The following is a 21,864-nucleotide window of genomic DNA, read 5'->3' as shown; positions in this document are numbered from 1 at the left end:
ACGTCTTCGCACAGGCCGTCACGAAAGCAGTTGAAATGAATGGAAGGGTACTCGATGGGTTCTAGATTTCTGAAACGCCTCGAAAATGAATATCTCAGGCCAATTTTGCGATGGCTTCGACCGTCACGGCATGTAAGCTATGCCGGAATCGAAATCAAATACCGCAGCGAACTTGACGGGGGCGGGACGGAATTCGGACAAGACTTTCTTCCGTTTCTAACAGCCCGCGATATGCCGAAGCAGCAGCGCGCTTTTGAGTGGTGTTGCGGTCCCGGCTTTATCGGTTTTTCGTTGCTGGGTAATGGTTTTTGCGAAACGCTTTGCCTGGCCGACATCAATCCTGACGCAGTCGCTTCATGCGAACGCACCATAAGCGTTAACGGACTGGGCTCTCGCGCTTCAGTCTTTCAATCCGATAATCTCAAGGACATCCCAGCCTCCGAAAAATGGAACCTGGTCGTCAGCAATCCTCCTCATTTTGTGGATCAGTACGAAGGGGATTTGCGCGCTCACGATCCCGATTGGCGCATTCACCAGGAATTCTTTGCGACCATTGGTAATTTTCTGGCAAAGGACGGCGTCATCATATTGCAGGAAAACAACAAGGGATCGACGATCGAAAGCTTCCGGGCAATGATCGGGAATTTCGGGCTTGAGATCGTTTTTCTGGATGGTCACTCCCCAACGCTCACCAAGGACAGCGAGTTCTATTATATCGGAATCATGAGACAGGGTGACGTCCCTCCGGTGTGGGCAATCACCCGAGTCGGGCGCGCGGTCGATCCCTTGCAAAACAAGCTGCTTTGGCAGCGCTATAGCTAACGGCACGGGTGACGCCCGAACCGGACATGCGATCCAACGACCTATGTCATGTCACAGCGTCTGTGCTAGGTCCGACTCATGAAATATTTTCCGGATGAGACCGCGGGCGGAATTTGGGCCCGATACGCCGTTGTCGTTCTGCCCCTCGTCTATCTCGCCGTGGCGCTCGTCTATTCCGCCTATTCCGCACCCTGGGGCCGGCAGGTCGATCCCGAGTCGACCTATGCGATGAACGGCCTCGCCTGGGCGGCGGGCTATCCGATGATGAAGAGCGATCATCCCGGCACCACCACGATCCTGCTCACCGGGCTCGTCATCAAGCTGTGGACGTTTCTCGCCGGCCGGTCGGACGTCGTCGACTTCGGACTGAAGAATTTCGACGCGATCATCTATGCCACGCGCGCCGCGCAGGCAGTGATCCTGTCCGGCGTCTTGCTGGCCTCCGGCGTCATCGTCAGGAATGCCACACGCAGCTGGCTCGCGGCCATGCTGTTCCAGGTCGCACCTTTCGTCCACCCGGTGGCGCTGCATTTCGATGTGGTGCTGGCATCGGAAAGCCTGATGGTTTCCTGCGCCATTTTCGGGATGGCGCTGGCGCTCAAGGCGGCACTGGACGAAAATCCGCCGACGGTCTGGCTTGGTGCGATGCAGGGACTGACATTCGGATTGGGGTTATCGTCCAAAATCCTGGTCTTTCCGTTGGCCGCTTTGAGCGTCTCCTTGCTCAGGAATCGGTGGGCGTTCGCCGTCGCCTCCCTGACCGGTATCCTCTCGTTCTTTTTATTCAACCGGATCTTCAATCCGAATGTGTTCACGGGCGGATTTCACTGGCTCGTCAGCCTGGCCACGCACAAGGGCATCTATGGCGCGGGCGAAACCGGCTTCATCGACTTCAGCCTGTTCTGGCCGAACATGGAAGAAATCATCGGGGCGGGCGCGGTCATCTTTGCCGTGTTCGCGATCGGCATGCTCGCAGCACTTGCGCGAATGCTGACCACCGGCCGTTACCTCGATCCGGTCAGCCTGACGCTGGTTGCGGCCTTCCTTGCGTTTGCCGCCCAGCTGGTGGCGACAGCGAAGCATTTCGACCTGCATTACATGGCGGCATCCTGGGTGCTGACTGGCGGTGTCCTCGTGCTGACCGTCATCGAGCTGCGCCGGCTGTTTCCGGCGGTTTCGCCGCGCGCGCTCGCGGGCGTGGCGGCCACGGTCTGCGCCGTCCTGATCGCGACCTCGTTGCTTGAGATCAGAAGCGAAGCCGCGCAGTGGATCGCGCTCGATGACAAGGGGGCGGCGCTGTCACGGGCCGTTACAACGGCCGGCCCGTCATGCGCCAACGTATCCGGGCTGTATATGCAAGCCCCCGACGATGAACTGTATTTCGCGGGAGAAACCACGCTGGGGACTCCGGAAATGCAGGACCGGTTCTCTGAGGCCTATGCGCGCCAGTTCAAGGCGCCGCTCCTGAACTACAATACTTACGGCGATGCGCTGTCGCGGAATTTCCATCCTTTTAGCTTCAGACAGCTGGCCGTCGAATATCCCTGCATCGTGGTGCGATCCGCGGCGGAGCTCGACCCGAAAACCTCGGTCTGGTTGACGGAATTGCACCCCGACCATTGCGTGGTCGAGGGCGTCCAGGTCTATGCGGTTGGCATTGCCTGCGAGAAAATCCGCCGCGCTGCGCAAGGCCCTTGAAATGCCTCCTGAATCCTCTGAACCCCGGCCTGAGGGTTTCATCCGTCGTATATAGAATGTAGACTGCAGCGGCGGCGCCGGCCTCAAACCGGTGGCGTATCGAGGCGGTACGCAGCCGCAGGTTGGTTCGAATTTGAGTTGTCCGTTTCGTGGGCAATCCTGCATCGATCGGGCAGGTGACGAATGGCTTGTTTCAACGGAGCAGGGCAGAGGGAGCGCGTCCAATGACCGCGCCCGCCGCGCCGTCCGAACCGGCCCCGGTGCCTCAGCCGGTGGTGCAGGCCTTGACTCGCGCCGCGATCTTTCTGGTCGCGACCATCAATCCCGGCGCCGCCAATCGCGCGGCAGTCCGGTCGTTTTGCGGCGATCTGCCGGGGCTGATACGCGCCGTCGGCTTCCGCAACATCGAGGGAAACCTTTCCTGCGTGATGGGGATCGGATCGGAGGCATGGGACAGGCTGTTTGGTCAACCACGGCCGGCAGAGCTGCATCCGTTTCGGGAAATCAAGGCCGGCCCGCGCCATGCGGTTGCGACACCTGGCGATCTCATGTTTCACATCCGCGCCAAGCCCATGGACCTCTGTTTCGAGCTGGCCACGCAAATCATGGCCCGGCTGGGCGGGGCGGTTTCGCCGGTCGATGAAGTGCATGGCTTTCGTTATTTCGACGAGCGCGACCTACTCGGCTTTGTCGACGGAACGGAAAATCCGGAGGGGCAGCTCGCGATCGATACCGCCTATGTGGGGGCCGAAGACGCCGCCTTCGCCGGCGGCAGCTATGTGATCGTGCAGAAATATTTGCACGATCTGGCAGGCTGGAATGCGCTGTCCACGGAAGTCCAGGAGCGTATCATCGGCCGCACCAAGTTGTCCGACATCGAGCTCGATGACGCCACAAAACCAACTTACGCCCACAACGCGCTCACCACGATCGTGGTGGATGGCAAGGAAACCAAGATCGTCCGCGACAACATGCCGTTCGGCCGCGTGGCCGACAAGGAGTTCGGCACCTATTTCATCGGCTATGCGCGTTCGCCGCGAACGACCGAGCAGATGCTCGAAAACATGTTCGTGGGCCAGCCTCCCGGTAACTATGATCGTTTGCTCGATTTCAGCGTCGCCAAGACCGGCAATCTGTTCTTCGTGCCATCGGCGACTTTCCTGGAAAATATCACGGACGACGATCCGGCCGCTGAACTTTCGGACACGCCTGCGGCTGCAGCGCCAAAGCCCGTGCCGAAACGCGAAGGTTCGCTCGACATCGGTTCGCTCAAAGGAGACCCCGCATCATGAACAATCTTCACCGCGAACTTGCCCCGATATCCGAGGCGGCCTGGGCCGATATCGAGGAGGAAACCTCGCGCACCCTCAAGCGCTATCTGGCAGGGCGGCGCGTCGTCGACGTGCATGGGCCGGGTGGCGTCGCGCTTTCCGCTGTCGGCACCGGCCATCTGCGCAATGTCGCAGCACCCGGAGATGGAATTCTGGCGCGCGCGCGCGAGGTCAAGCCGGTGGTCGAACTGCGCGTTCCCTTCGAACTCGATCGCCAGCAGATCGACGACGTGGAGCGCGGTGCCGACGATTCCGATTGGCAGCCTGCCAAGGATGCGGCGCGACTCCTGGCCTTTGCGGAGGATCGGGCGATCTTCGAGGGCTACGCCGCCGCAGATATCGGCGGCATCCGCGAGGGCACCAGCAACCCGATTATCACCCTGCCGCCCGATGTGCGCGCCTATCCCGACGCCATTGCCCACGCACTGAGCCAATTGCGCCTGGAGGGCGTCAACGGACCCTATTCGGTATTGCTGGGCGCCGACGCCTATACGGCGTTGAGCGAGAGCAGCGATCACGGCTATCCGATCATGCGGCATATCAAGGAGCTCGTGGACGGCGAAATCGTCTGGGCGCCGGCGATTACAGGCGCCTTCGTGCTGACGACGCGCGGCGGCGATTTCGCGCTTTATATCGGAGAGGATGTGTCGATCGGCTATCTAGACCATGACGACAAGACGGTCCGGCTCTACCTTGAGGAGACCTTCACCTTCCTGCTGCTGACCACAGAGGCTTCCGTTGCGCTGATTGCCAACGACGGCAAAGCCAAGCCCTGATTTCGGCTCGTGGGGCCCGGCGGCGACGTGCGATACGAAGGGATGAGGGCCGCGTGTTGACTTTGCCCCGCATCCTTTAAATACTCGGACAAACACAACAATAAAGACGGGTTTCGGGAAGGAACGCCATGCCCACTTCACGCCGGACGCTTTTGAAGAATGCCGCGGCCACGGCAGCGGTGCTCAATCTCGATTGGACGCGCGCGCAGGCGCAGGCCGAGACGCTTCGGATTGGTGTGATCTACGATCTGACCGGCCCGTTTGCGGCCGGCGGCTCGGTTGCTTCCTCCGTCGGAACCCAGATTGCGATCGATCTCGTCAACGAGAAGGGCGGTATCGGCGGCAAGTACAAGATCGTACCCGTCGCCGCCGATTCCCAGAGCAAGCCCGATGTTGCGATCAACGAGGCCGAGCGGCTGCTTAGCCAGGAGAAGGTCGACATCATCGAAGGCATCTTTGCCAGCGCGCACGCGGTGCCGCTCGCGGCCAAGCTCGAGCAGCAGAAGAAGATCCTCTGGATCACCACCGCGGTTGCGACCGCCGTGTTCAAGGACAAGAATCTGCATTACGTGTTCCGCGCGCAGATCCACTCCGATCAGTATGGTCAGGCCTTTGCCGGCTTTCTCGCTGAGCACGCCAAGCAGAAACTCGGCATCGACCCCAAGGACCTCAAGGTCGCGCTGGTCCACGAGGATGGCCCCTATGGCGTCGGCGTTGCCGCCGCCGACGAGGCCTATGCGAAAGAGGCCGGACTGCAGGTGGTGCTGAAGGAAGGCTATTCCGCGACCGCCCCCGACCTCTCGGTGCTAGTGACCAAGATCAAGCGCTCCCGCGCCGACGTGATCTCGCATGCCGGATACAATCCCGACATTACGCTGTTCCTGCGCCAGGCCCGCGAGAACGGCCTGCAATTCAAGATGCTGTTCGGCGCCGGCGCCGGCTACAGCCAGCTCGACAAATTGCGCTCCAGTTTCGGCGCCGACATCGACAATTTCTGCAATATCGATCCGGTGCCGGCGCAGCTGCTCGACCCCGCAAAGCTCGCGCCCGGCATCGGCGATCTCACCAAGGTCATGGTCGAGCGCTTCAAGGCAAAGACCGGCGCCACCGAAGTTCCGCCGCACTGTTCGATGGGATTCAATCAGACCTGGGTCCTGCTCAACAATGTGCTGCCGGTGGCCAAGGACAAATATGGCGGCTTCGATCCGGAAGCCATCCGCAAGGCGGCGCTCGACGTCGACATCCCGGCCGGCGGCACCATTCAGGGCTATGGCGTGAAATTCTTCCCGCCGGACACGCCGCTCTCCGGCCAGAACGAACGCTCGACGCCGGTGGTGATGCAGAATGCCGGCGAGCACATCTCGGTGGTCTGGCCGACCAACATCCGCACCCAGGAGCCGGTGTTCCCGCTGCCGAAATCCTCGGTTTACGCGATGTAGGTCGCGAGCCGGCGATCCGTTCAGCGGATCACGACGCGAAGGCCACGGCCTTACCGGTCGCGGCGTCGAACAGATGGGCGCGCTTCAAATTGAATCGCACAATGACCTCTGCACCGGGAGCGGGGCGAATCTCCGGCCGCACGCGTGCGGCAACCGGATGACCTGACATTGTCGTGAAGACCAGCGTGTCCGCGCCGAGCGGCTCGATGACCTCGACGATCGCCGGCATATCGACCTGCCCCGGCAAAGGCGCGTCCTGTGCGATGTCGACATCCTCCGGGCGTATGCCAAAAATGAAATCGCTCGCGGAGCCGGTCATCGGCCTGGGCAGCGCAATGAGCTGATCGAGCCCTGCCAACCGCAATTCGCAGGCGCCACCGCGGGCCGCCGGGATCAAATTCATGGTGGGCGCGCCGATGAAGCTTGCGACGAACAGGCTCGCGGGCGCATGGTAAACCTCGTCCGGCGTACCGGTCTGTTCGATATGGCCGCCGTTCATCACGACCACGCGATCGGCAAGTGTCATCGCCTCGATCTGGTCGTGCGTGACGAACACCGTCGTGACGCCGAGCCGCTGGTGCAATTTTTTCATTTCCAACCGCATCGATCCGCGCAGTTTGGCGTCGAGGTTCGACAGGGGTTCGTCGAACAGGAACACCCGCGGCTTACGCACAATGGCTCTTCCCATGGCGACGCGCTGGCGCTGGCCGCCCGAAAGCTGCTTCGGCCGGCGCTGAAGATAAGGCGTCAGTCCCAGGATTTCCGCCGCATCGCGCACGCGCGCATCGATCTCCTTGCGCGGCACTTTCCGGTAGCGCAACGAAAACGCCATGTTCTCGTACACCGACATATGCGGATAGAGCGCGTAGTCCTGAAACACCATCGCAATATCGCGATCCCGCGGCTCGATCTCGTTGACGGCGCGGGCGTCGATCAGGATTTCGCCGCCGGAAATGTCTTCCAGTCCGGCCAACATGCGCAGCGTCGTCGATTTGCCGCAGCCGGACGGTCCGACAAGCACGATGAACTCACCGTCACCGATCATCAGGTCGATCGAGTGAACCACCTCGAGCGGGCCATAGCGCTTGACGAGCCTTCTGAATTCGACGGTAGCCATGTCATTACCTCACCCGATGCTTTCAGCACCTACCGTGTTGACCGCCGATTTGCAAAGGCTATCATCCGGACCGTCACGCCTTCCAAATCCGGTCCAAAGAACCGGTTGCGGCGATGGCCGAGTCGGATGGGGGTTCCGCTTCCAGCCGATTTCGCAACCAAACGAGGGAGGATGAAATGGATCGCAGGACCGTTCTGAAGGCAGGCGTGGCCACCGCCGGAACGCTGGCGATGCCGGCCTATCTCAGAGCGCAATCGAACAGGAAACTCAGCATCCTGACCTGGAACATCGCCGATCAGGAAGCGCTGTTCAAGGAAGAGTTTGCCGACTTTCAGAAGACCAATCCCGGTGTCGAGATCGAATGGCTCGACAAGAAAGGGCCCGATCTGCCGGCATTCTACCAGACCCAACTGGTCGCGGGCACCGCACCCGACATCATCGACCTGCAGGGCGAATTATGGGTGGAATGGGCGGCCAACGGCGCGCTGCTCGACCTCACGCCATACCTCCAGAAGGAGCCCGAGCTCATAAAACTCTACAACCCTGACTACATGTCGAGCTTCGTCTACGACAAGAAGAATTATCTCATTCCGTTCTATATCTCCAAGACGCTGCTCTACTACAACAAGATCATGTTCAAGGAAGCCGGCCTGTCAGGCCCGCCGACGTCGTTCGACGAGCTCATTACGTTTTCGCAGGCGATGGCCAAGGGCGAGAAGACAGGCTTCATTACGCTCAACTTCGACTGGTTGTACTGGCCGCTGATGAAGATGAACGGCATCGAACTGCTGACGCCGGACATGAAGAAGCCGGCCTTCAATACGCCGCAGATGATCGCGGTTCTCGACCGCCTTGCCAAGGCGACCGAATCCGGAGGCATCAACAAGATTGCATGGACCGGCCGCTGGGTCGAGCCGAACGGCGCATTCGCCGGCGGCAATGTCGGCATGCTTCATGCGCATTCGGCATCGTACTTCTTCGTCAAGGGACAGGGACGCTGGATCAACCCCGAAACCCTGGGCGCCGTGCAGACCCCCGGTGGCTGGTCGACCCCCACCAACCACGGCTTCGCGATCTCCAAGACCTCGAAGAATCCGGACCTCGCCTTCGCGCTGGTCAAGCACATGACCGGTACGAAATGGGCGACGCGGCTTGCGGAAATCCGGCGGGTGCTGACCGCCAACATCGAAGCCGACAAGGCCGGGCTCGCCAGCGTACAGGCGGAAGATGCGCTGGCGCATGCCGTGCTGCAAACCCAACTCGAGCAAACCGACAAGATGACGGGCAACTGGCCGCTACCGAATGACGCCCAGATCAAGGACGCGTTCTGGCCCGAAATCCAGAATGCCGTGCTCGGACGCAAGGACGCCAAGACGGCGCTTGCCGATGCGGAACGTGCAGTGACACGCGTCATGCGCCGGTCGTGAGCGTGGTGCATCGTCGGAGGCTGTCTTCAGTGCGCGACGGCAGAAGCTTTCGCCTAGGGCGCACCCGATGGTAGTGTCTGAGCCCGCGACCGCGATGCGCCGGCCGCATTTCGCGGTCCGCAAGTCGACGCGCAAGGCTGTTCTGATCTGGAGCTTCCTGGCCCCATCGCTTCTGATCTTCCTGCTTTACCGCATCCTGCCGCTGGGATGGAACGTCCTGCTGTCGTTTCAGGCCTGGTCGCCGATGAAGCCGGCGGTTTTCATCGGCCTCGACAACTACCAGGAGATGCTGTTCGAGGATGACGTGTTCTGGCAGGCGCTCTGGAACACGCTCGGCATCATCGCATCGGCCCCGATCGGCATCGCGATGGCGCTCGGACTGGCGCTGCTGGTCAACTCCGATATCAGGGGACGCGACGTCTATCGCACCCTGATCTTTCTGTCCTATCCCCTGATGACCGTCGCTGTCGCCATCATCTGGCGCTGGATGTTCGACGAGCGCGTCGGACTGATCAATTACGTCGCCAGGGCGCTGGATCTCGTCGACAAGCCGATCCCGTTCCTCAACTCCTTCACCTGGGCGCTGCCGTCGGTGATCGCCGCCAATATCTGGCAGATGCTCGGATTTTACATGATCATCATCCTGACCGGCTTGCAGAATATTCCCGGCAATCTCTACGAGGCCGCCTCGATCGACGGGGCCAACGCGTTCCGCCGCTTCCTGCGCATCACGCTGCCTTTGCTGCGGCCATCGCTGTTCCTCTGCTTCGTCATCGGCATGCTCAATTCGGTGACGAGTTTCGATCTGGTCTATGTCATGACCGCGGGCGGCCCCGGACGCGCCACCGAGATCCTCATCACCTACATCTACAAGCTCGCCTTCACGCAGACCCGCTTCGACTACGCCGCGGCCCTGACGGTGACCTTCTTCGTGCTGCTGCTCGGCGTGACGTGGACCGCGAACCGGCTGTCCGGCGGCAATGCCGGCGCGGTGGAGTTCGACTGATGAAGAAATATCCGCGCTGGCCGATCCATCTCGCCCTGATTGCCACCTGCTTCGTGATGCTGGTGCCGTTCTATTGGGTGCTGAAGACCTCGATATCAGGCGAAAACATCTTCTCCTATCCGCCGAGCATCATTCCGCGCCATCCCAACCCGTTTTATTACGTCGACGTCTGGTACGCGATTCCGTTTGCCCGCTTCTTCCTCAATAGCGTCATCGTTTCCGTGATGACCGTCATCGCCAACGTCGTGCTCAATGCCATGGCGGGATATTCGCTGACGCAGGGTTTTCGCGGCAAGACCGTGGTGCTGATGCTGTTTCTCTCTTGCATGATGATTCCGTTTCAAACCACCATCATTCCGGCCTATCTGATCACCGGCAAGCTTGGCCTGCTCGATTCCTATCTGGGCCTGGCGTTGCCGATGTTCTCGACGATCATCTGTATCTTCGTATTCAAGGCGAGCTTCGACGCGATCCCGCATTCGTTGATCGACGCGGCCCGGATCGACGGTCTGTCGGAGTGGAAGATCATCTGGAAGGTGATGATGCCGCTGGCGAAGTCGGCGATGGCGACCAACGTCATCCTTTCATTCATCTGGTCCTGGAACAATTTCATGTGGCCGCTGATCGCGACCCGGTCGGCCGATATGCAGACCCTGCCGCTCGGCCTTGCACGCTTCCTGTCGTATCAGGAGGATTCGACCGGAGCGCTGTACGCCTTCTGCATCATGGTGCTTGCACCCGGCATCCTGCTGTTCCTGCTGGCGCAGAAGGAATTCGTGCAGGGCCTGACATCGGGCGCGGCGAAGGGATGACGATGGAAGACGAGGAGTTTTCGCGCCCGAAATGGAAACGATGGCTGCTGAACCGTTTCGTGCTCGTTCCCGCCGTGCTGGTCCTCATCACGGTCGGCTGGAATCTCTGGGTCGTCAGCCACGATCACGGCATCGTCGAAGGCCGCGTCGTTGACACGAGCGGCGCGCCGGTCGAAGGCGCCGAGGTCAAGCTGTGGGTGTTCAACTTTGCGACCTTCGTCGTGAAGGCTTCGACGACCACCAGGCCCGACGGCTCCTTTGAATTTGCCAACAATCCGTCGCACAATATCCAGGTCAGCGCCGAGAAGCCGGGCAAGGGACGATCCGCGCGGGTGTCGATCCGGCTTTGCTTCGCTTCGGAGGATTTTGTGCTGAAGGAGCCGCTCCGGCTGGCGGAGGGCATGTGACCCGCGATCCGATTTATGCAAATCTCGTCATGCCCGGGCTTGTCCCGGGCATCCACGTCTCTACGACCCAGCAGCAGGAAAGACGTGGATGGCCGGGACAAGCCCGGCCATGACGAGGAAGGCGCTTCTGATCGGCAATCTCAGTGACGATCCGATGTGGCTTGTAGCGCAACGACGGCCCCACCCTGCGCAGAGCTCTCAAGGCAAGCCGCCACGAACGACAATCCGGCGACACCATCCGAAATCGTAGGCACCAGAGGCGGCGCGTCGGAAGCCGGATGGCCGCGCCGCGACAGCATCATGTCCGCCAGGCCGCAATAGAGGTTGGCGACCGCTTCGTGAAGCCCTTCCGGATGTCCGGGACGCGCCAATCGCGTCGAGCGTTGCGCATCGAATGTCAGGTTCGCCTGTCCGTGGCTGATAATTCGCCTGTTACCGTCAAGCGAGGCGATGACGAGCTGTCCGTGGTTGCGGTGGACCCACTCCATGTGCCCGGTCTCGCCGTAGACGCGTAAGTGAATATGATTCGACATGCCGGCCGCCGCATTGCAGGCGTCGAGCCGGCCTGGTGCGCCGTTGGCGAGCCGAAACCGGACTTGCGCGAGGTCATAAACCTTTCGGCCGGGCAGCAAGGTGCCTACCTCGGCGGAAACGGATGCAAACCGCAGACCCGTGACAAACGATACCAGGTGATGCGCATGCGTTCCGATATCTGCGAGCACGAGCGACGGGCCGCTGCGGTCCGGCTTCAGTCTCCAGCGCTGGTCGGCATCGACAGCCGATTCGACGGCCGTGGCAAGGCCGCCAGCCAGATATTCCGTCTGCACCAGCCTTATAGCACCGATCTCGCCCGCGAGGATGCGCGCGCGCATTTCGCGCACCATCGGATAGCCCGAATAGGTATGCGTCAGCGCCACCGCGCATCCCGATGCCCGGGCGGCCTGCTGCAACGCCACCGCCTCGGCGAGATCGTTGCAAAGCGGCTTTTCGATCATGACGTCAAGACCCGCGGCGAGCGCGAGCCGCAGGTAACGCGCGTGGCTGTCATTGGGCGTGACGATGGCCAGCGCCTCGATGCCGTCGTCGCGCGACCGTTCGTCCTCGATCATTTGTTCGACGCTGCCGTAGCAGCGCGCCTCAGTGAGCCCGATCGCGCGGCCCTCCGCGCGGGCGCGTTCGGGGCGCGAGGACAGCACGGCTGCGTCCAGGGTGAAGCGCTGGTCCATCGTCGCGGCGATCCGGTGCACGGGCCCGATCATCGAGGGCGAAGCGCCGCCGGCGATGCCAAGACGGAACGGCCGCCCGAGTGCGGAGAGAACCGGGTTCGGCATCACGGCCTCTTCAGGCCCCGAATGCGATCGAGCGCCTCCGGTGATCCATCCTGCCGCATACCGGCATCGAACGGTCGTTCGCTGACCCTGATGATGTGGTCGGCGATGAAACGCGCCCCTTCAGCCGCGCCGTCCATCGCGTTCTTCAGGCAGCATTCCCATTCGAGCACGGCCCATCCGTCATATCCATATTGCGTCAGGCGATCGAAAATGCCGCCGAAATCGATTTGTCCATCGCCGACGCTGCGGAACCGGCCGGGGCGATCGAGCCAATCGGCATAGCCGCCATAGACACCGCGGCTTGCGCTTTGAATGAACTCGGCGTCCTTGACGTGAAACGCCGCGATCCTTTGGTGATAGCGATCGATGAAACCGAGATAGTCCAGATGCTGAAGCAGCATATGACTGGGGTCATAGAGGATTTTGACCCGCGGATGATGGTCGACGAGGGCAAGGAAACGCTCGAAGGTCGCGCCGTCATGCAAGTCCTGCCCCGGATGAAGTTCGAAACAGATATCCACGCCTGCGCGGTCGGCTTCGTCGAGGAACGGACGCCAGCGCGCGGCGAGTTCGTCGAACGCGCGGGCGATGAGACCCGCGGGATTTGGAGGATAGGGATAGAAAAACGGCCACGCGAAGCCACCGGAAAGCACCGCCACGCGTCGCGCGCCGAGTGCCGCTGCGTTCGATATCGCCCGGCGCAAATCATGTTCGGCCTGCTTCCGGCGCGCCTGCGGCTTGCCCCGCACATCAGGCGAAGCCAGTGCGTCCATGACATCGTCATAGGCCGGATGGACCGCCAAAAGCTGGCCTGCGCGGTGGGCCGAAACCTCGCTTACCGAAAGGCCGTTCGCGCCGAGGATGGTTTCGACCGCCGCGATGGTGTCGCGCTCGGAAAGCCCCGCCATGTCGCTCAGGCCGGCAGTCGACACCGGGATTTGCAGCGCCTTGAAACCGAGCTCGGAGGCCCAGGACGCGATGCCGCGGAGCGTATTGAAGGCAGGCTCCCGTCCGATGAACTGGCTGATGAACAGTCCGGGTCCCCTAATGGTCTTTGGCATGGTCCTCCGGTGCCACTTCAGCGCGGCAGGAAGCGGGCGAGAACTCGACTATAGCGCCTGCAAGGCATCCTTCAACCGATGTGTGTTTGCGCAAGGCGCATATTCCAAATTCATCATGATGCGGCTGCGAGGGCGCTGGTCGTTTGCAAGTGCATCAAGACATCCGCCCGTTCGAACATCATTCCATGAGCAGATGCCTCACAAGCCAAGCTGCATTCCCGGCAGCGCTTCCGGCGCAAAGCGGGCCTTCGCCAGGACATTGTGGTCGGCCTGTGCTGACAGTGGAAGTGGCAGTCCAAGCGAAGGGACGACCCGAATCTGGAATAAGTCAGATCGGCATTCTCGGGATGTGAGACGAGGGACGACGGTGAGCAACGGTCGTCGTCCGCCTATGGTTGGGATTTCCCCGCCGGCGCGATCAACATGGCGGCGCTCGCCGCTGCTGCCGCGCAGATGACGGCGCCGATCGCCGCGGCGACGCCAAAAGCTGAAAGCAAGGCAGGTCCGGATGACGCTATCACAGGTCCAATAAGGGCTGTTGCAACCAATCCGCCGGTACGCGCTACTGCGCTGTTCAGCCCGGATGCTGCACCGGTGTGGCTGCTGTCGACGGACATCAGAACGGCTGTCGTGAGCGGGGCGACCGCACCGGCCATTCCGAGGGCAATCACGGCCATCGCGGGAAACGCCCCAAGCCAATAGCTTGTGGCCGACCCGATCCGCAGCGTCAGGAGAAAGCCGGCCGCGACGAGGAGCGGCCCTGCGATCAACAGCCATCGTGGTCCGAGCCTCGCCGCCAGCGCACCGGCCGCAGGCGATGCCACGGCGATGACCAGCGGCAGGGGCAGCAGCGCAGCGCCGGCCTGCATCGCGGTGTAGCCGCCCGCTTGAATCAACACATAGGGCACCAGCACGAATAATCCGCCGAGCGCGGCATACAGCAGGAGCGTCAAAAGCGTCAGCCCGATGAAGCTCCGGGATCCGAACAACGAGAGCGGCATCATGGCGCTGTCGCCGAGCCGTCGCTCCACCGACAGGAACATGAGCAGGAAGATCAAGCCGGTTCCGAGCACGGCAAAAGTGGCTGGCGACCAGGCCCGGCCGGATCCTTCGGTCAACGCCCAGGTCGCAAGGCCCAGGGCAGCCGTGAAGAGCGCTCCGCCCGACCAGTCGAGACTGCCGGCTGTGTCGTCGATACTGCTGTCGACGTAGCGGGACGCCAGCGCGATCGCGGCTACCGACAGCGGAACGTTGATCAGAAAGGCGAGGCGCCAACTGCCGGCATCGATCAGCCACCCGCCAAGGACAGGTCCGATCGCGCCCGCGGCGGCTCCGGCCGCCGCCCATATGCCGATCGCGCGGCCTTTCGCCTCGCCTGAGAAACTCTGGCCCAGGATTGCGAGACTGTTCGGCAGCAGCATGGCGGCGCTCGCACCCTGCACGAAGCGGGCAAGCAGCAACAAGACAAGGCTCGGCGCCATCGCGCAAGTCAGAGAGGCGATGCCGAACAGCGATACACCCACGATCAGGAGACGTCGGCGCCCATAGCGGTCTCCCGCCGCGCCTCCCAGCAAAAGCAGCGCGCTCAGGGGAAGCAGATAGGCGTTGACGACCCACTGCAGGCCGGGGGCGTCGGCATGAAAACTCCGACCGATGGCCGGCAGGCCAACATTGACGACCGAACCGTCAATGAACGCCAGGCTCGATGCCAGGATCGTCGTTGCGACAATGAGGCGAGGGTGGGCCGGCGAACGCGCCCCTTCGGCTGTTCGCGCGTTTGCGGCGTCGAGGGGAACGTGAAGGGCGTTGCTCATTTGCAGTCAATGTAGAGCGCACACCCCCGGAGAACCAGTGGGAGCGGGCGGAGCCGCCCTGGCATCGACGGTTGTGGATTGCGGCGGGCACCGTTGACGCTGTCGGGCGGAGACACGACATATCCTGTACCGTCGATCCAGGTTACCGCCCGGGAGCAAGATATGGACGCGCCGCCGAACATCGATCCCGTCACCGTCCATTCCGACAGCGACGTCGTGCACTGGCTGATGAACGATACGCGCGATGAGCGCTTCCTCGACAATATTTTCGCCGAGCTGTGCGTCCGGCTTCAGCGCGCGGGCATCCCCGTCAAGCGGGCGACGCTGCATATTCTGATCCACCATCCGCAATGGCTGGGCGCCCGGTTCATGTGGGCCGACGGGATGCACGATGCCGAGATTGCGAGGGTCGGCTACGATGTCAGGGAGCGATCCGAATATATCGGCAGTCCCGCCAACGAGCTGCAGGACGGTGCCACCGAGGTGCGCGAGAATCTCGAACGCGATCCATCGCTGGGCCGCAAGCACGCCGTCTATGACGAGATGCGCGCGAAAGGCCTGACCGACTATGTGGCGTGGCCGCTGCACCATACGCTCGGCAAGCGGCATATGGTGACCTTTGCAACCGACCGGCGTGGGGGTTTCGACGACGCGGATATCGCGGACCTGTCGAAGTTGTTGCCGGGTTTGGCGCTGGTCAGCGAAATCCGCGTCAAGAACCGGCTGGCACGGACGCTGCTCGAAACCTATGTCGGGTCGCATGCCGGCGAGCTCATTCTGGCCGGCGCCACCAGGCGGGGAAGCGGGACGACGGTAAGCGCCGCCATCCTGATCTGCGATCTGCGTGATTTCACCAGGATCTCCGACAACTGGCCCCGCGATGACGTCATCGATCTCCTGAACGGCTATTTCGACGCGATGTCGGAGCCGATCGCGCGGCATGGCGGAGAAATACTGAAATTCATCGGCGACGGTCTGCTCGCCATTTTTCCGCTCAGCCAGCCGTCGGCCTGCGCAGATCTGCTGCACGCCGTGGCCGAGGCCCGTCAGGCCATGGTTGCGCTGAACGAAAAGAACGGCGAAACCGGTCGTGCCCCGCTGAATTACGGCATCGGCGTCCACGTCGGTGACGTCATGTACGGCAATATCGGGTCGCGCACCCGGCTCGACTTCACCGTCATCGGCCCCGCGGTCAACATGGCTTCGCGTCTGGAATCCCTCACCAAACAATTGGGGAAGCCGGTGTTGCTGTCCCGCGCGTTCGCCGACTTCGTCAAAGGCGATTTCGATCTCGAACGCGTCGGCGAATATCCGGTCCGCGGCTTCAACGACCCGATCGAGCTGTTTGCGTATCACGGCTGAATGCCGATCTGCGCCGAGAATGCGTTTGTTTCCAAAGGGTTGCGCGAGAACCAATGTTTCTGGTCGCTGCGTGAGGAGGCGAGACCTCACGCGGAATTGAACAACGGAAGCCGCGCGCAGTGGAGCGACAACGGTATGTGCGTATTACGCTAGGGCGCGAAATGAGCCGATAGGAGAAGACTGCGGACGACCGGTAGAGCCACAGCTGACGTCAGGAGTGCGACCTTCATGAAGGAGCGATTCGAGGCGATTATCCGGAGGCGCGATTTGCTTCGTTTCGCGATCGCCGGCGCTGGAACGGCCGCCGCAACTACCCTGGTGCCGGACCCGGCGGCCGCCGCGCCCGTTAATCTCGCCGACAAGCGCAAGGCCCGCTATCAAGCGAACTCCCCGGAGGTTCGCGATTTCTATCGCGTCAACTCCTATCCGGCCCGGTGAGGGAGGCGTCCGTGTTGATCAGGACATCGGAACGCCACCGAGGCCGCGGGCGGCTTGCCGGCTCAGGAGCGAATGAATCAAGCGGCGGTCTGGATCGCCGCGCTTTCCTGAAGCGTTCCGGCCTCGCCGCAGGCGCCCTGGCGGCAGTCGGCAATCTGCCGCTTGGTGGCGTCCGTCAAGCCGAGGCCGGTCCGCCGCCTCCAGCCGGCGCCACCGTTGCGACCCGCAAGAACATCTGCACCCATTGTTCGGTCGGCTGCTCGGTGATCGCCAAAGTGGCGAACGGCGTGTGGATCGGCCAGGAACCGGACTACGACAGCCCGATCAATCGCGGATCACATTGCTGCAAGGGCGCGGCCGTCCGCGACGACGTGCTGAGCGACCGCCGCCTGCGCTATCCGGTGAAGCTCGTCAACGGGCAATGGATGCGGATCACGTGGCAAACGGCCGTCGACGAAATCGGCGACAAGCTGCTGGAGATCCGCCAGAAGTCCGGACCGGATTCGGTTTACTGGCTGGGCTCGGCCAAGTTCACCAACGAGGCGGCCTACCTCAACCGCAAGCTCGCGGCATTCTGGGGAACCAACAACAGCGATCATCAAGCGCGAATCTGCCACTCCACCACCGTCACCGGCGTCGCCAATACCTGGGGCTATGGCGCGATGACGAACAGCTACAACGATATTCGCAACGCCAAGACCATCCTGTTGATGGGCGGCAATCCGGCGGAGGCGCATCCGGTTTCGCTTCAGCACATTCTCGAGGGCAAGGAGCTCAACCGCGCCAACATGATCGTGGTCGATCCGCGGATGACGCGGACCGCCGCCCACGCCACCGAATATGTCCGCGTCCGTCCCGGTACCCATATCGCCACGATCTACGGAATGCTCTGGCACATTTTCGAAAACGGCTGGGAGGACAAGGAATTCATCGGCCAGCGCGTCTACGGCATCGACGACATCCGCAAGCAGGTGGCGAAGTGGACGCCGCACGAGGTCGAACGTGTCACCGGTCTGCCGGAAGCCCAAGTCAAACACATCGCCGAAATCTTCGCCAAGCAAAAACCCGCGACGCTGATCTGGGCGATGGGACAGACCCAGTTCGCGACCGGCACCGCCAACGTCCGCGCCAGCTGCATTCTGCTTCTCGCGACCGGCAATGTCGGATCTCCGGGCAGCGGCGCCAATATCTTTCGCGGTCATACCAATGTGCAGGGCGCCACCGATCTCGGCCTCGATGTGACGACGCTGCCGCTGTATTACGGTCTGGCCGAAGACGCCTGGCGGCATTGGTGCCGGGTGTGGGAAGTGGACTACGACTGGATCAGTTCCCGTTTCCCGAACAAGAAGCTGATGGAAACGCCGGGCATTCCGTCTACGCGCTGGTTCGACGCGACCTTGCTGCCGAAGGACCAGGTCAGCCAGCCCGACAATGTGCAGGCGATGTTCATCATGGGACATGGCGTCAACACCATTACCCGGATGCCGGAAGCCAAGCGCGGCATCGAGAAACTCGAACTGCTGGTGGTCTGCGATCCCTATCCGACCGCGTGGTCGGTACTCTCGGACCGCAAGGACGGAATCTATCTTTTGCCGGCCTGCACCAGCTTCGAGATGGACGGCTCGCGTACCGCTTCGAATCGCTCGCTGCAGTGGGGCGAGAAGATCGTGGAGCCGGTGTTCGAATCGAAGAACGACTACGACACGATGTACCTGTTTGCCCGCAAGTTCGGCTTCGCCGATCGGATGTTCAAGAACATCAAGGTCGACAACAATGCGGTGTCGGCGGAAGATATCCTGCGCGAGATCAATCGCGGCGGCTGGTCGACCGGCTATTGCGGGCAATCGCCCGAGCGGCTCAAGGCGCACATGAAGAACCAGGCCAAGTTCGATCTGGTCACCATGCGGGCGCCCAAGGATGACCCGGAGGTCGGCGGCGACTATTACGGCCTGCCATGGCCGTGCTGGGGAACGCCGGAGTTCAGGCATCCCGGCTCGGCGATCCTCTACAACACCAACCTGGCGGTGAAGGACGGCGGCGGCACCTTCCGCGCCCGGTTCGGCGTCGAACGCATCGTCAAGCGCAAGGTGATGGAAAACGGCCAGGAAGTCGAAAAGGAGGAACACGACAACCTGCTCGCCGAAGGCTCCTATTCCGCCGGCTCCGAAATCAAGGATGGATATCCGGAGTTCACTTTGGCGGTGCTCAAGAAGCTCGGCTGGGACAAGGATCTCACCGCGCAGGAATTGGCTGTTATCCAGACCGTGAATCCCGCCAATCCCGATACGGTGTCCTGGTCGCTTGACCTTTCCGGCGGAATCCAGCGCGTGGCGATCGAGCACGGCTGTTCGCCTTATGGCAACGGCAAGGCGCGGATGATCGCCTGGAATCTTCCCGACCCGATTCCGGTCCACCGCGAGCCGATCTATACGCCGCGCACGGATCTCGTTGCCGACTATCCGACCTTGCCGGACGCCAGGCAGTTCCGCGTTCCCAATATCGGCTTTACCGTGCAGAAGGCGGCGGTCGACCGGGGCATCGCCAGGCAATTTCCTCTCATTCTGAGCTCGGGGCGGCTTGTGGAATATGAAGGCGGTGGCGAGGAAACGCGCTCCAACAAGTGGCTCGCCGAATTGAAGCAGCACATGTATGTCGAGATCAATCCGGCGGATGCGGCCGAGCGCGGCATCCAGGACGGCGGATGGGTCTGGGTGACGGGGCCGGAGGGCGCTTCAAAGGCCCGCATGAAGGCGCTGGTGACCGAACGCGTCGGCAAGGGTCTTGCCTGGATGCCGTTTCATTTCGCCGGCTGGTTTGAGGGCGCTGATCTCCGCGCCAAATATCCGAAAGGCTTCGATCCCATCGTGCTCGGCGAGAGCGTGAACACGCTCACGACCTATGGCTACGATCCTGCGACCGGGATGCAGGAGCCGAAGGCAACCCTTTGCCAGATCAGAGCGGCGTGAGAGGGAATGCGATGGCGCGCATGAAATTCCTTTGCGACGCGGATCGGTGCATCGATTGCAACGCCTGCGTCACCGCCTGCAAGAACGAGAACGAGGTCCCCTGGGGCATCAATCGCCGCCGCGTCGTCACCATCAACGATGGCAAGCCCGGCGAGCGCTCGGTCTCGATGGCCTGCATGCATTGCACCGATGCGCCCTGCGCGGCGGTCTGCCCGGTCAGCTGCATCTATCCGACCGATGACGGTATCGTGCTGCATGACAAGGATATCTGCATCGGCTGCGGCTATTGCTTCTATGCCTGCCCGTTCGGCGCGCCGCAGTACCCGCAGGTCGGCAATTTCGGCTCGCGCGGCAAGATGGACAAATGCACCTATTGCGCCGGCGGCGGCGGACCGGAAGCGCCCGGCAGCGCCGCGGAGTTCGAGAAATACGGCTCGGACCGGTTCGGCGAAGGCAAGCTCCCGATGTGCGCCGAGATGTGTTCGACCAAGTCGTTGCTGGCCGGCGACGGCGACATCATTGCCCAGATCTACAAGGAACGCGTTCTCAAACGCGGTTACGGCTCCGGCGCCTGGGGCTGGATGACCGCCTATCGCGAGGACATCAAAGTTTGATCTGCCACCGAGGCTGACGATGGCAAGGAAGGCAGCAAGGGGTTGACGTCATGACGCTTCCTGTGAGCATTCGCCTTCTGGTCCTGGCGGTGGCATGGCTGGTGATGGCCGCGGCGGTTCCTGCATACGCCGAAAAGTTCGGGCCCGATGGCGCCCCTGATCCCACGGCGAGCGTGGTCGATCAAGAGACGCTGCTGAAGCAGGTGCCCCGCATCGAAGGCCGCATCGATATTCCCGACAGGAAAGCCGCCGTGCTGATCCAGCCCGCGGGGCGGACCTGGGACTATTTCCATGAAGTCCTGCTGCATTGGGGCGGCGCGATCGTGATCCTGGGGACCATCGCGCTGCTCGCACTGGCCTATTTTATTGTGGGACGCATCCGGATTGCCGGAGGGCGCTCGGGGCAGAAAATCCTCCGCTTCAAGGCCTTCGAGAGATTTTCGCATTGGCTGACGGCGGTCTCATTCGTCATTCTCGGATTGACCGGGTTGAATATCACCTTCGGAAAACTCGTGCTGTTGCCTGTGGTCGGCCCGGACGCATTCTCGGAGATTTCGGAAGCTGCGAAGTATTTGCACAACTTCACCAGCTTCGCATTCATGGCCGGGCTCGTCCTGATCATCGTGATCTTCTTCAAGGACAACCTTCCGGAGAAGGTCGATCTCGATTGGCTGAGGCAAGGCGGAGGTTTCATCAAGAACAGGCATGCTCCGGCCGGCAGGTTCAATCTGGGAGAGAAGCTGGTCTATTGGCTTTCGCTGATGGCCGGCATTGTCGTTTCGTTATCGGGTGTTCTGCTGCTGTTTCCCTTCTACGGGACCGATATCGCCGACATGCAGCTCGCGCAGGGCGCACACGCCGTCGTGGCCGTGCTGTTCGTCGCCCTGATCCTGGCGCACATCTATATCGGCACGCTCGGCATGGAGGGTGCGTTCGAAGCGATGGGGCAGGGCGACGTCGATCTCAACTGGGCGAAGGAACATCACGACCTCTGGCTTGCCCGACAACTCGAGAAGGAGCGCGGACCGGGACGGCCCGCGGCGACACCAGCGGAATGAAGGTTGGCCGGACGACCCGTTGATCCGGCGCACACGAGATAGCCTGACGCATCACCGCAACATCTTGTCCCCGTGAATCCGGGGCGATCCACGACATGTCATTTTTTTTCAAGGAGAGAAGGTCATGGACGATATCACTCGACGTACGATGTTGGCGGCCGGCGCCGCCGGCGGCCTGTTTGCGGCAACGGCGGCCGGCGCGCAAACCAATGAGCCGGTGCCGCAACCCATGCGCCCCGGCCATGGCGGCACCGATCCCGGTCCGCGCAATCTCCTCCGCGACCGGCAAAATCCCGATATCCTGGTCCCGCCTCCCACCGATCACGGCACGCTACCCAATCTTCGTTTCTCTTTTTCGGATTCCCATGTCCGGCAGGAGACCGGC

Annotated in this window: 18 protein-coding genes and 1 pseudogene; 15 read left to right on the top strand and 4 right to left on the bottom strand. The window is 62.0% G+C overall.

Annotated features, from left to right (window positions below; translation table 11 throughout):
• Positions 1 to 54: 54 nt before the first annotated feature.
• From VK804_RS18090 to VK804_RS18070, 5 genes are all read left to right on the top strand, one after another.
• A complete protein-coding gene (locus tag VK804_RS18090; protein ID WP_325372719.1) occupies positions 55 to 822 on the top strand; it encodes a methyltransferase in 768 nt (255 codons plus the stop codon).
• 78 nt (positions 823 to 900) lie between these two features.
• A complete protein-coding gene (locus VK804_RS18085) occupies positions 901 to 2,520 on the top strand; it encodes a hypothetical protein (RefSeq protein WP_325372717.1) in 1,620 nt (539 codons plus the stop codon).
• Between the two features lie 224 nt (positions 2,521 to 2,744).
• A complete protein-coding gene (locus tag VK804_RS18080; protein ID WP_325372715.1) occupies positions 2,745 to 3,812 on the top strand; it encodes a Dyp-type peroxidase in 1,068 nt (355 codons plus the stop codon).
• On the top strand, positions 3,809 to 4,627 hold the full coding sequence (locus VK804_RS18075; protein ID WP_325372713.1) for a family 1 encapsulin nanocompartment shell protein: 819 nt from the start codon (positions 3,809 to 3,811) through the stop codon (positions 4,625 to 4,627). The genes VK804_RS18080 and VK804_RS18075 overlap by 4 nt, the downstream gene beginning before the upstream one ends.
• Before the next feature lie 128 nt (positions 4,628 to 4,755).
• Positions 4,756 to 6,066 (top strand): ABC transporter substrate-binding protein, encoded by a 1,311-nt coding sequence (locus VK804_RS18070; RefSeq protein WP_325372711.1) that lies wholly within the window; start codon positions 4,756 to 4,758, stop codon positions 6,064 to 6,066.
• Positions 6,067 to 6,094: 28 nt separating this feature from the next.
• Here VK804_RS18070 and VK804_RS18065 read toward each other — a convergent pair whose 3' ends face one another.
• Positions 6,095 to 7,183 (bottom strand): sn-glycerol-3-phosphate ABC transporter ATP-binding protein UgpC, encoded by a 1,089-nt coding sequence (locus tag VK804_RS18065; protein ID WP_325372709.1) that lies wholly within the window; start codon positions 7,181 to 7,183, stop codon positions 6,095 to 6,097.
• Between the two features lie 176 nt (positions 7,184 to 7,359).
• Between VK804_RS18065 and VK804_RS18060 the strand changes: the two genes are divergently transcribed.
• The 4 genes from VK804_RS18060 (at position 7,360) to VK804_RS18045 (ending at position 10,835) form a co-directional block, all read left to right on the top strand.
• Positions 7,360 to 8,610 carry a sugar ABC transporter substrate-binding protein gene (locus VK804_RS18060; RefSeq protein WP_325372707.1) on the top strand — a complete coding sequence of 417 codons (1,251 nt, stop codon included), beginning with the start codon at positions 7,360 to 7,362 and terminating at the stop codon, positions 8,608 to 8,610.
• Between the two features lie 67 nt (positions 8,611 to 8,677).
• Complete coding sequence (locus VK804_RS18055; protein WP_325372705.1) at positions 8,678 to 9,616, top strand: sugar ABC transporter permease; 939 nt, start codon at positions 8,678 to 8,680, stop codon at positions 9,614 to 9,616.
• A complete protein-coding gene (locus VK804_RS18050; RefSeq protein ID WP_325372703.1) occupies positions 9,616 to 10,428 on the top strand; it encodes a carbohydrate ABC transporter permease in 813 nt (270 codons plus the stop codon). Before VK804_RS18055 ends, VK804_RS18050 begins: the two co-directional genes overlap by 1 nt.
• Positions 10,425 to 10,835, top strand: coding sequence for a carboxypeptidase-like regulatory domain-containing protein (locus VK804_RS18045; RefSeq protein ID WP_325372701.1), 411 nt, complete (start codon positions 10,425 to 10,427; stop codon positions 10,833 to 10,835). Before VK804_RS18050 ends, VK804_RS18045 begins: the two co-directional genes overlap by 4 nt.
• A gap of 140 nt (positions 10,836 to 10,975) precedes the next feature.
• Here the strand turns inward: VK804_RS18045 and VK804_RS18040 are convergent, their stop codons facing one another.
• From VK804_RS18040 to VK804_RS18030, 3 genes are all read right to left on the bottom strand, one after another.
• Positions 10,976 to 12,166, bottom strand: a complete 1,191-nt coding sequence (locus VK804_RS18040) for a Gfo/Idh/MocA family oxidoreductase (RefSeq protein WP_325372699.1) — start codon at positions 12,164 to 12,166, stop codon at positions 10,976 to 10,978.
• Entirely contained in the window at positions 12,166 to 13,227 is a 1,062-nt protein-coding gene (locus VK804_RS18035; RefSeq protein WP_325372697.1) for a sugar phosphate isomerase/epimerase, read from the bottom strand. Before VK804_RS18035 ends, VK804_RS18040 begins: the two co-directional genes overlap by 1 nt.
• A 389-nt stretch (positions 13,228 to 13,616) precedes the next feature.
• Positions 13,617 to 15,041, bottom strand: coding sequence for an MFS transporter (locus VK804_RS18030; RefSeq protein ID WP_325372695.1), 1,425 nt, complete (start codon positions 15,039 to 15,041; stop codon positions 13,617 to 13,619).
• Between the two features lie 162 nt (positions 15,042 to 15,203).
• Here VK804_RS18030 and VK804_RS18025 point away from each other — a divergent pair, with 162 nt between their 5' ends.
• The 6 genes and pseudogenes from VK804_RS18025 to VK804_RS18000 form a co-directional block, all read left to right on the top strand.
• Positions 15,204 to 16,403, top strand: a complete 1,200-nt coding sequence (locus tag VK804_RS18025) for an adenylate/guanylate cyclase domain-containing protein (RefSeq protein WP_325372693.1) — start codon at positions 15,204 to 15,206, stop codon at positions 16,401 to 16,403.
• Positions 16,404 to 16,631: 228 nt separating this feature from the next.
• Positions 16,632 to 16,841 (top strand): formate dehydrogenase, encoded by a 210-nt coding sequence (locus VK804_RS18020; RefSeq protein ID WP_325372691.1) that lies wholly within the window; start codon positions 16,632 to 16,634, stop codon positions 16,839 to 16,841.
• A gap of 11 nt (positions 16,842 to 16,852) precedes the next feature.
• Positions 16,853 to 19,807 carry a formate dehydrogenase subunit alpha gene (locus VK804_RS18015; RefSeq protein ID WP_325372689.1) on the top strand — a complete coding sequence of 985 codons (2,955 nt, stop codon included), beginning with the start codon at positions 16,853 to 16,855 and terminating at the stop codon, positions 19,805 to 19,807.
• A gap of 11 nt (positions 19,808 to 19,818) precedes the next feature.
• On the top strand, positions 19,819 to 20,421 hold the full coding sequence (gene fdh3B / locus VK804_RS18010) for a formate dehydrogenase FDH3 subunit beta (protein ID WP_325372687.1): 603 nt from the start codon (positions 19,819 to 19,821) through the stop codon (positions 20,419 to 20,421).
• Positions 20,422 to 20,471: 50 nt separating this feature from the next.
• On the top strand, positions 20,472 to 21,479 hold the full coding sequence (locus VK804_RS18005; RefSeq protein WP_325372685.1) for a formate dehydrogenase subunit gamma: 1,008 nt from the start codon (positions 20,472 to 20,474) through the stop codon (positions 21,477 to 21,479).
• 124 nt (positions 21,480 to 21,603) lie between these two features.
• A pseudogene (locus tag VK804_RS18000) lies at positions 21,604 to 21,864 on the top strand (oxalate decarboxylase); the annotation flags it as partial.

The sequence above is a fragment of the Bradyrhizobium sp. genome (genome assembly GCF_035484855.1).
GTDB lineage: Bacteria > Pseudomonadota > Alphaproteobacteria > Rhizobiales > Xanthobacteraceae > Bradyrhizobium.
This window is presented reverse-complemented; position numbering and strand designations above follow the sequence as displayed.

Bases quoted from the DNA above. Each gene is read 5' to 3' on its own strand.
- VK804_RS18050 (WP_325372703.1), top strand. From the start codon at position 9,616: ATGAAGAAATATCCGCGCTGGCCGATCCATCTCGCCCTGATTGCCACC.
- VK804_RS18065 (WP_325372709.1), bottom strand. From the start codon at position 7,183: ATGGCTACCGTCGAATTCAGAAGGCTCGTCAAGCGCTATGGCCCGCTC.
- VK804_RS18075 (WP_325372713.1), top strand. From the start codon at position 3,809: ATGAACAATCTTCACCGCGAACTTGCCCCGATATCCGAGGCGGCCTGG.
- VK804_RS18025 (WP_325372693.1), top strand. From the start codon at position 15,204: ATGGACGCGCCGCCGAACATCGATCCCGTCACCGTCCATTCCGACAGC.
- VK804_RS18055 (WP_325372705.1), top strand. From the start codon at position 8,678: ATGGTAGTGTCTGAGCCCGCGACCGCGATGCGCCGGCCGCATTTCGCG.
- fdh3B (WP_325372687.1), top strand. From the start codon at position 19,819: ATGGCGCGCATGAAATTCCTTTGCGACGCGGATCGGTGCATCGATTGC.
- VK804_RS18045 (WP_325372701.1), top strand. From the start codon at position 10,425: ATGACGATGGAAGACGAGGAGTTTTCGCGCCCGAAATGGAAACGATGG.
- VK804_RS18090 (WP_325372719.1), top strand. From the start codon at position 55: ATGGGTTCTAGATTTCTGAAACGCCTCGAAAATGAATATCTCAGGCCA.
- VK804_RS18020 (WP_325372691.1), top strand. From the start codon at position 16,632: ATGAAGGAGCGATTCGAGGCGATTATCCGGAGGCGCGATTTGCTTCGT.
- VK804_RS18035 (WP_325372697.1), bottom strand. From the start codon at position 13,227: ATGCCAAAGACCATTAGGGGACCCGGACTGTTCATCAGCCAGTTCATC.
- VK804_RS18080 (WP_325372715.1), top strand. From the start codon at position 2,745: ATGACCGCGCCCGCCGCGCCGTCCGAACCGGCCCCGGTGCCTCAGCCG.
- VK804_RS18030 (WP_325372695.1), bottom strand. From the start codon at position 15,041: ATGAGCAACGCCCTTCACGTTCCCCTCGACGCCGCAAACGCGCGAACA.
- VK804_RS18070 (WP_325372711.1), top strand. From the start codon at position 4,756: ATGCCCACTTCACGCCGGACGCTTTTGAAGAATGCCGCGGCCACGGCA.
- VK804_RS18005 (WP_325372685.1), top strand. From the start codon at position 20,472: ATGACGCTTCCTGTGAGCATTCGCCTTCTGGTCCTGGCGGTGGCATGG.
- VK804_RS18060 (WP_325372707.1), top strand. From the start codon at position 7,360: ATGGATCGCAGGACCGTTCTGAAGGCAGGCGTGGCCACCGCCGGAACG.
- VK804_RS18085 (WP_325372717.1), top strand. From the start codon at position 901: ATGAAATATTTTCCGGATGAGACCGCGGGCGGAATTTGGGCCCGATAC.
- VK804_RS18040 (WP_325372699.1), bottom strand. From the start codon at position 12,166: ATGCCGAACCCGGTTCTCTCCGCACTCGGGCGGCCGTTCCGTCTTGGC.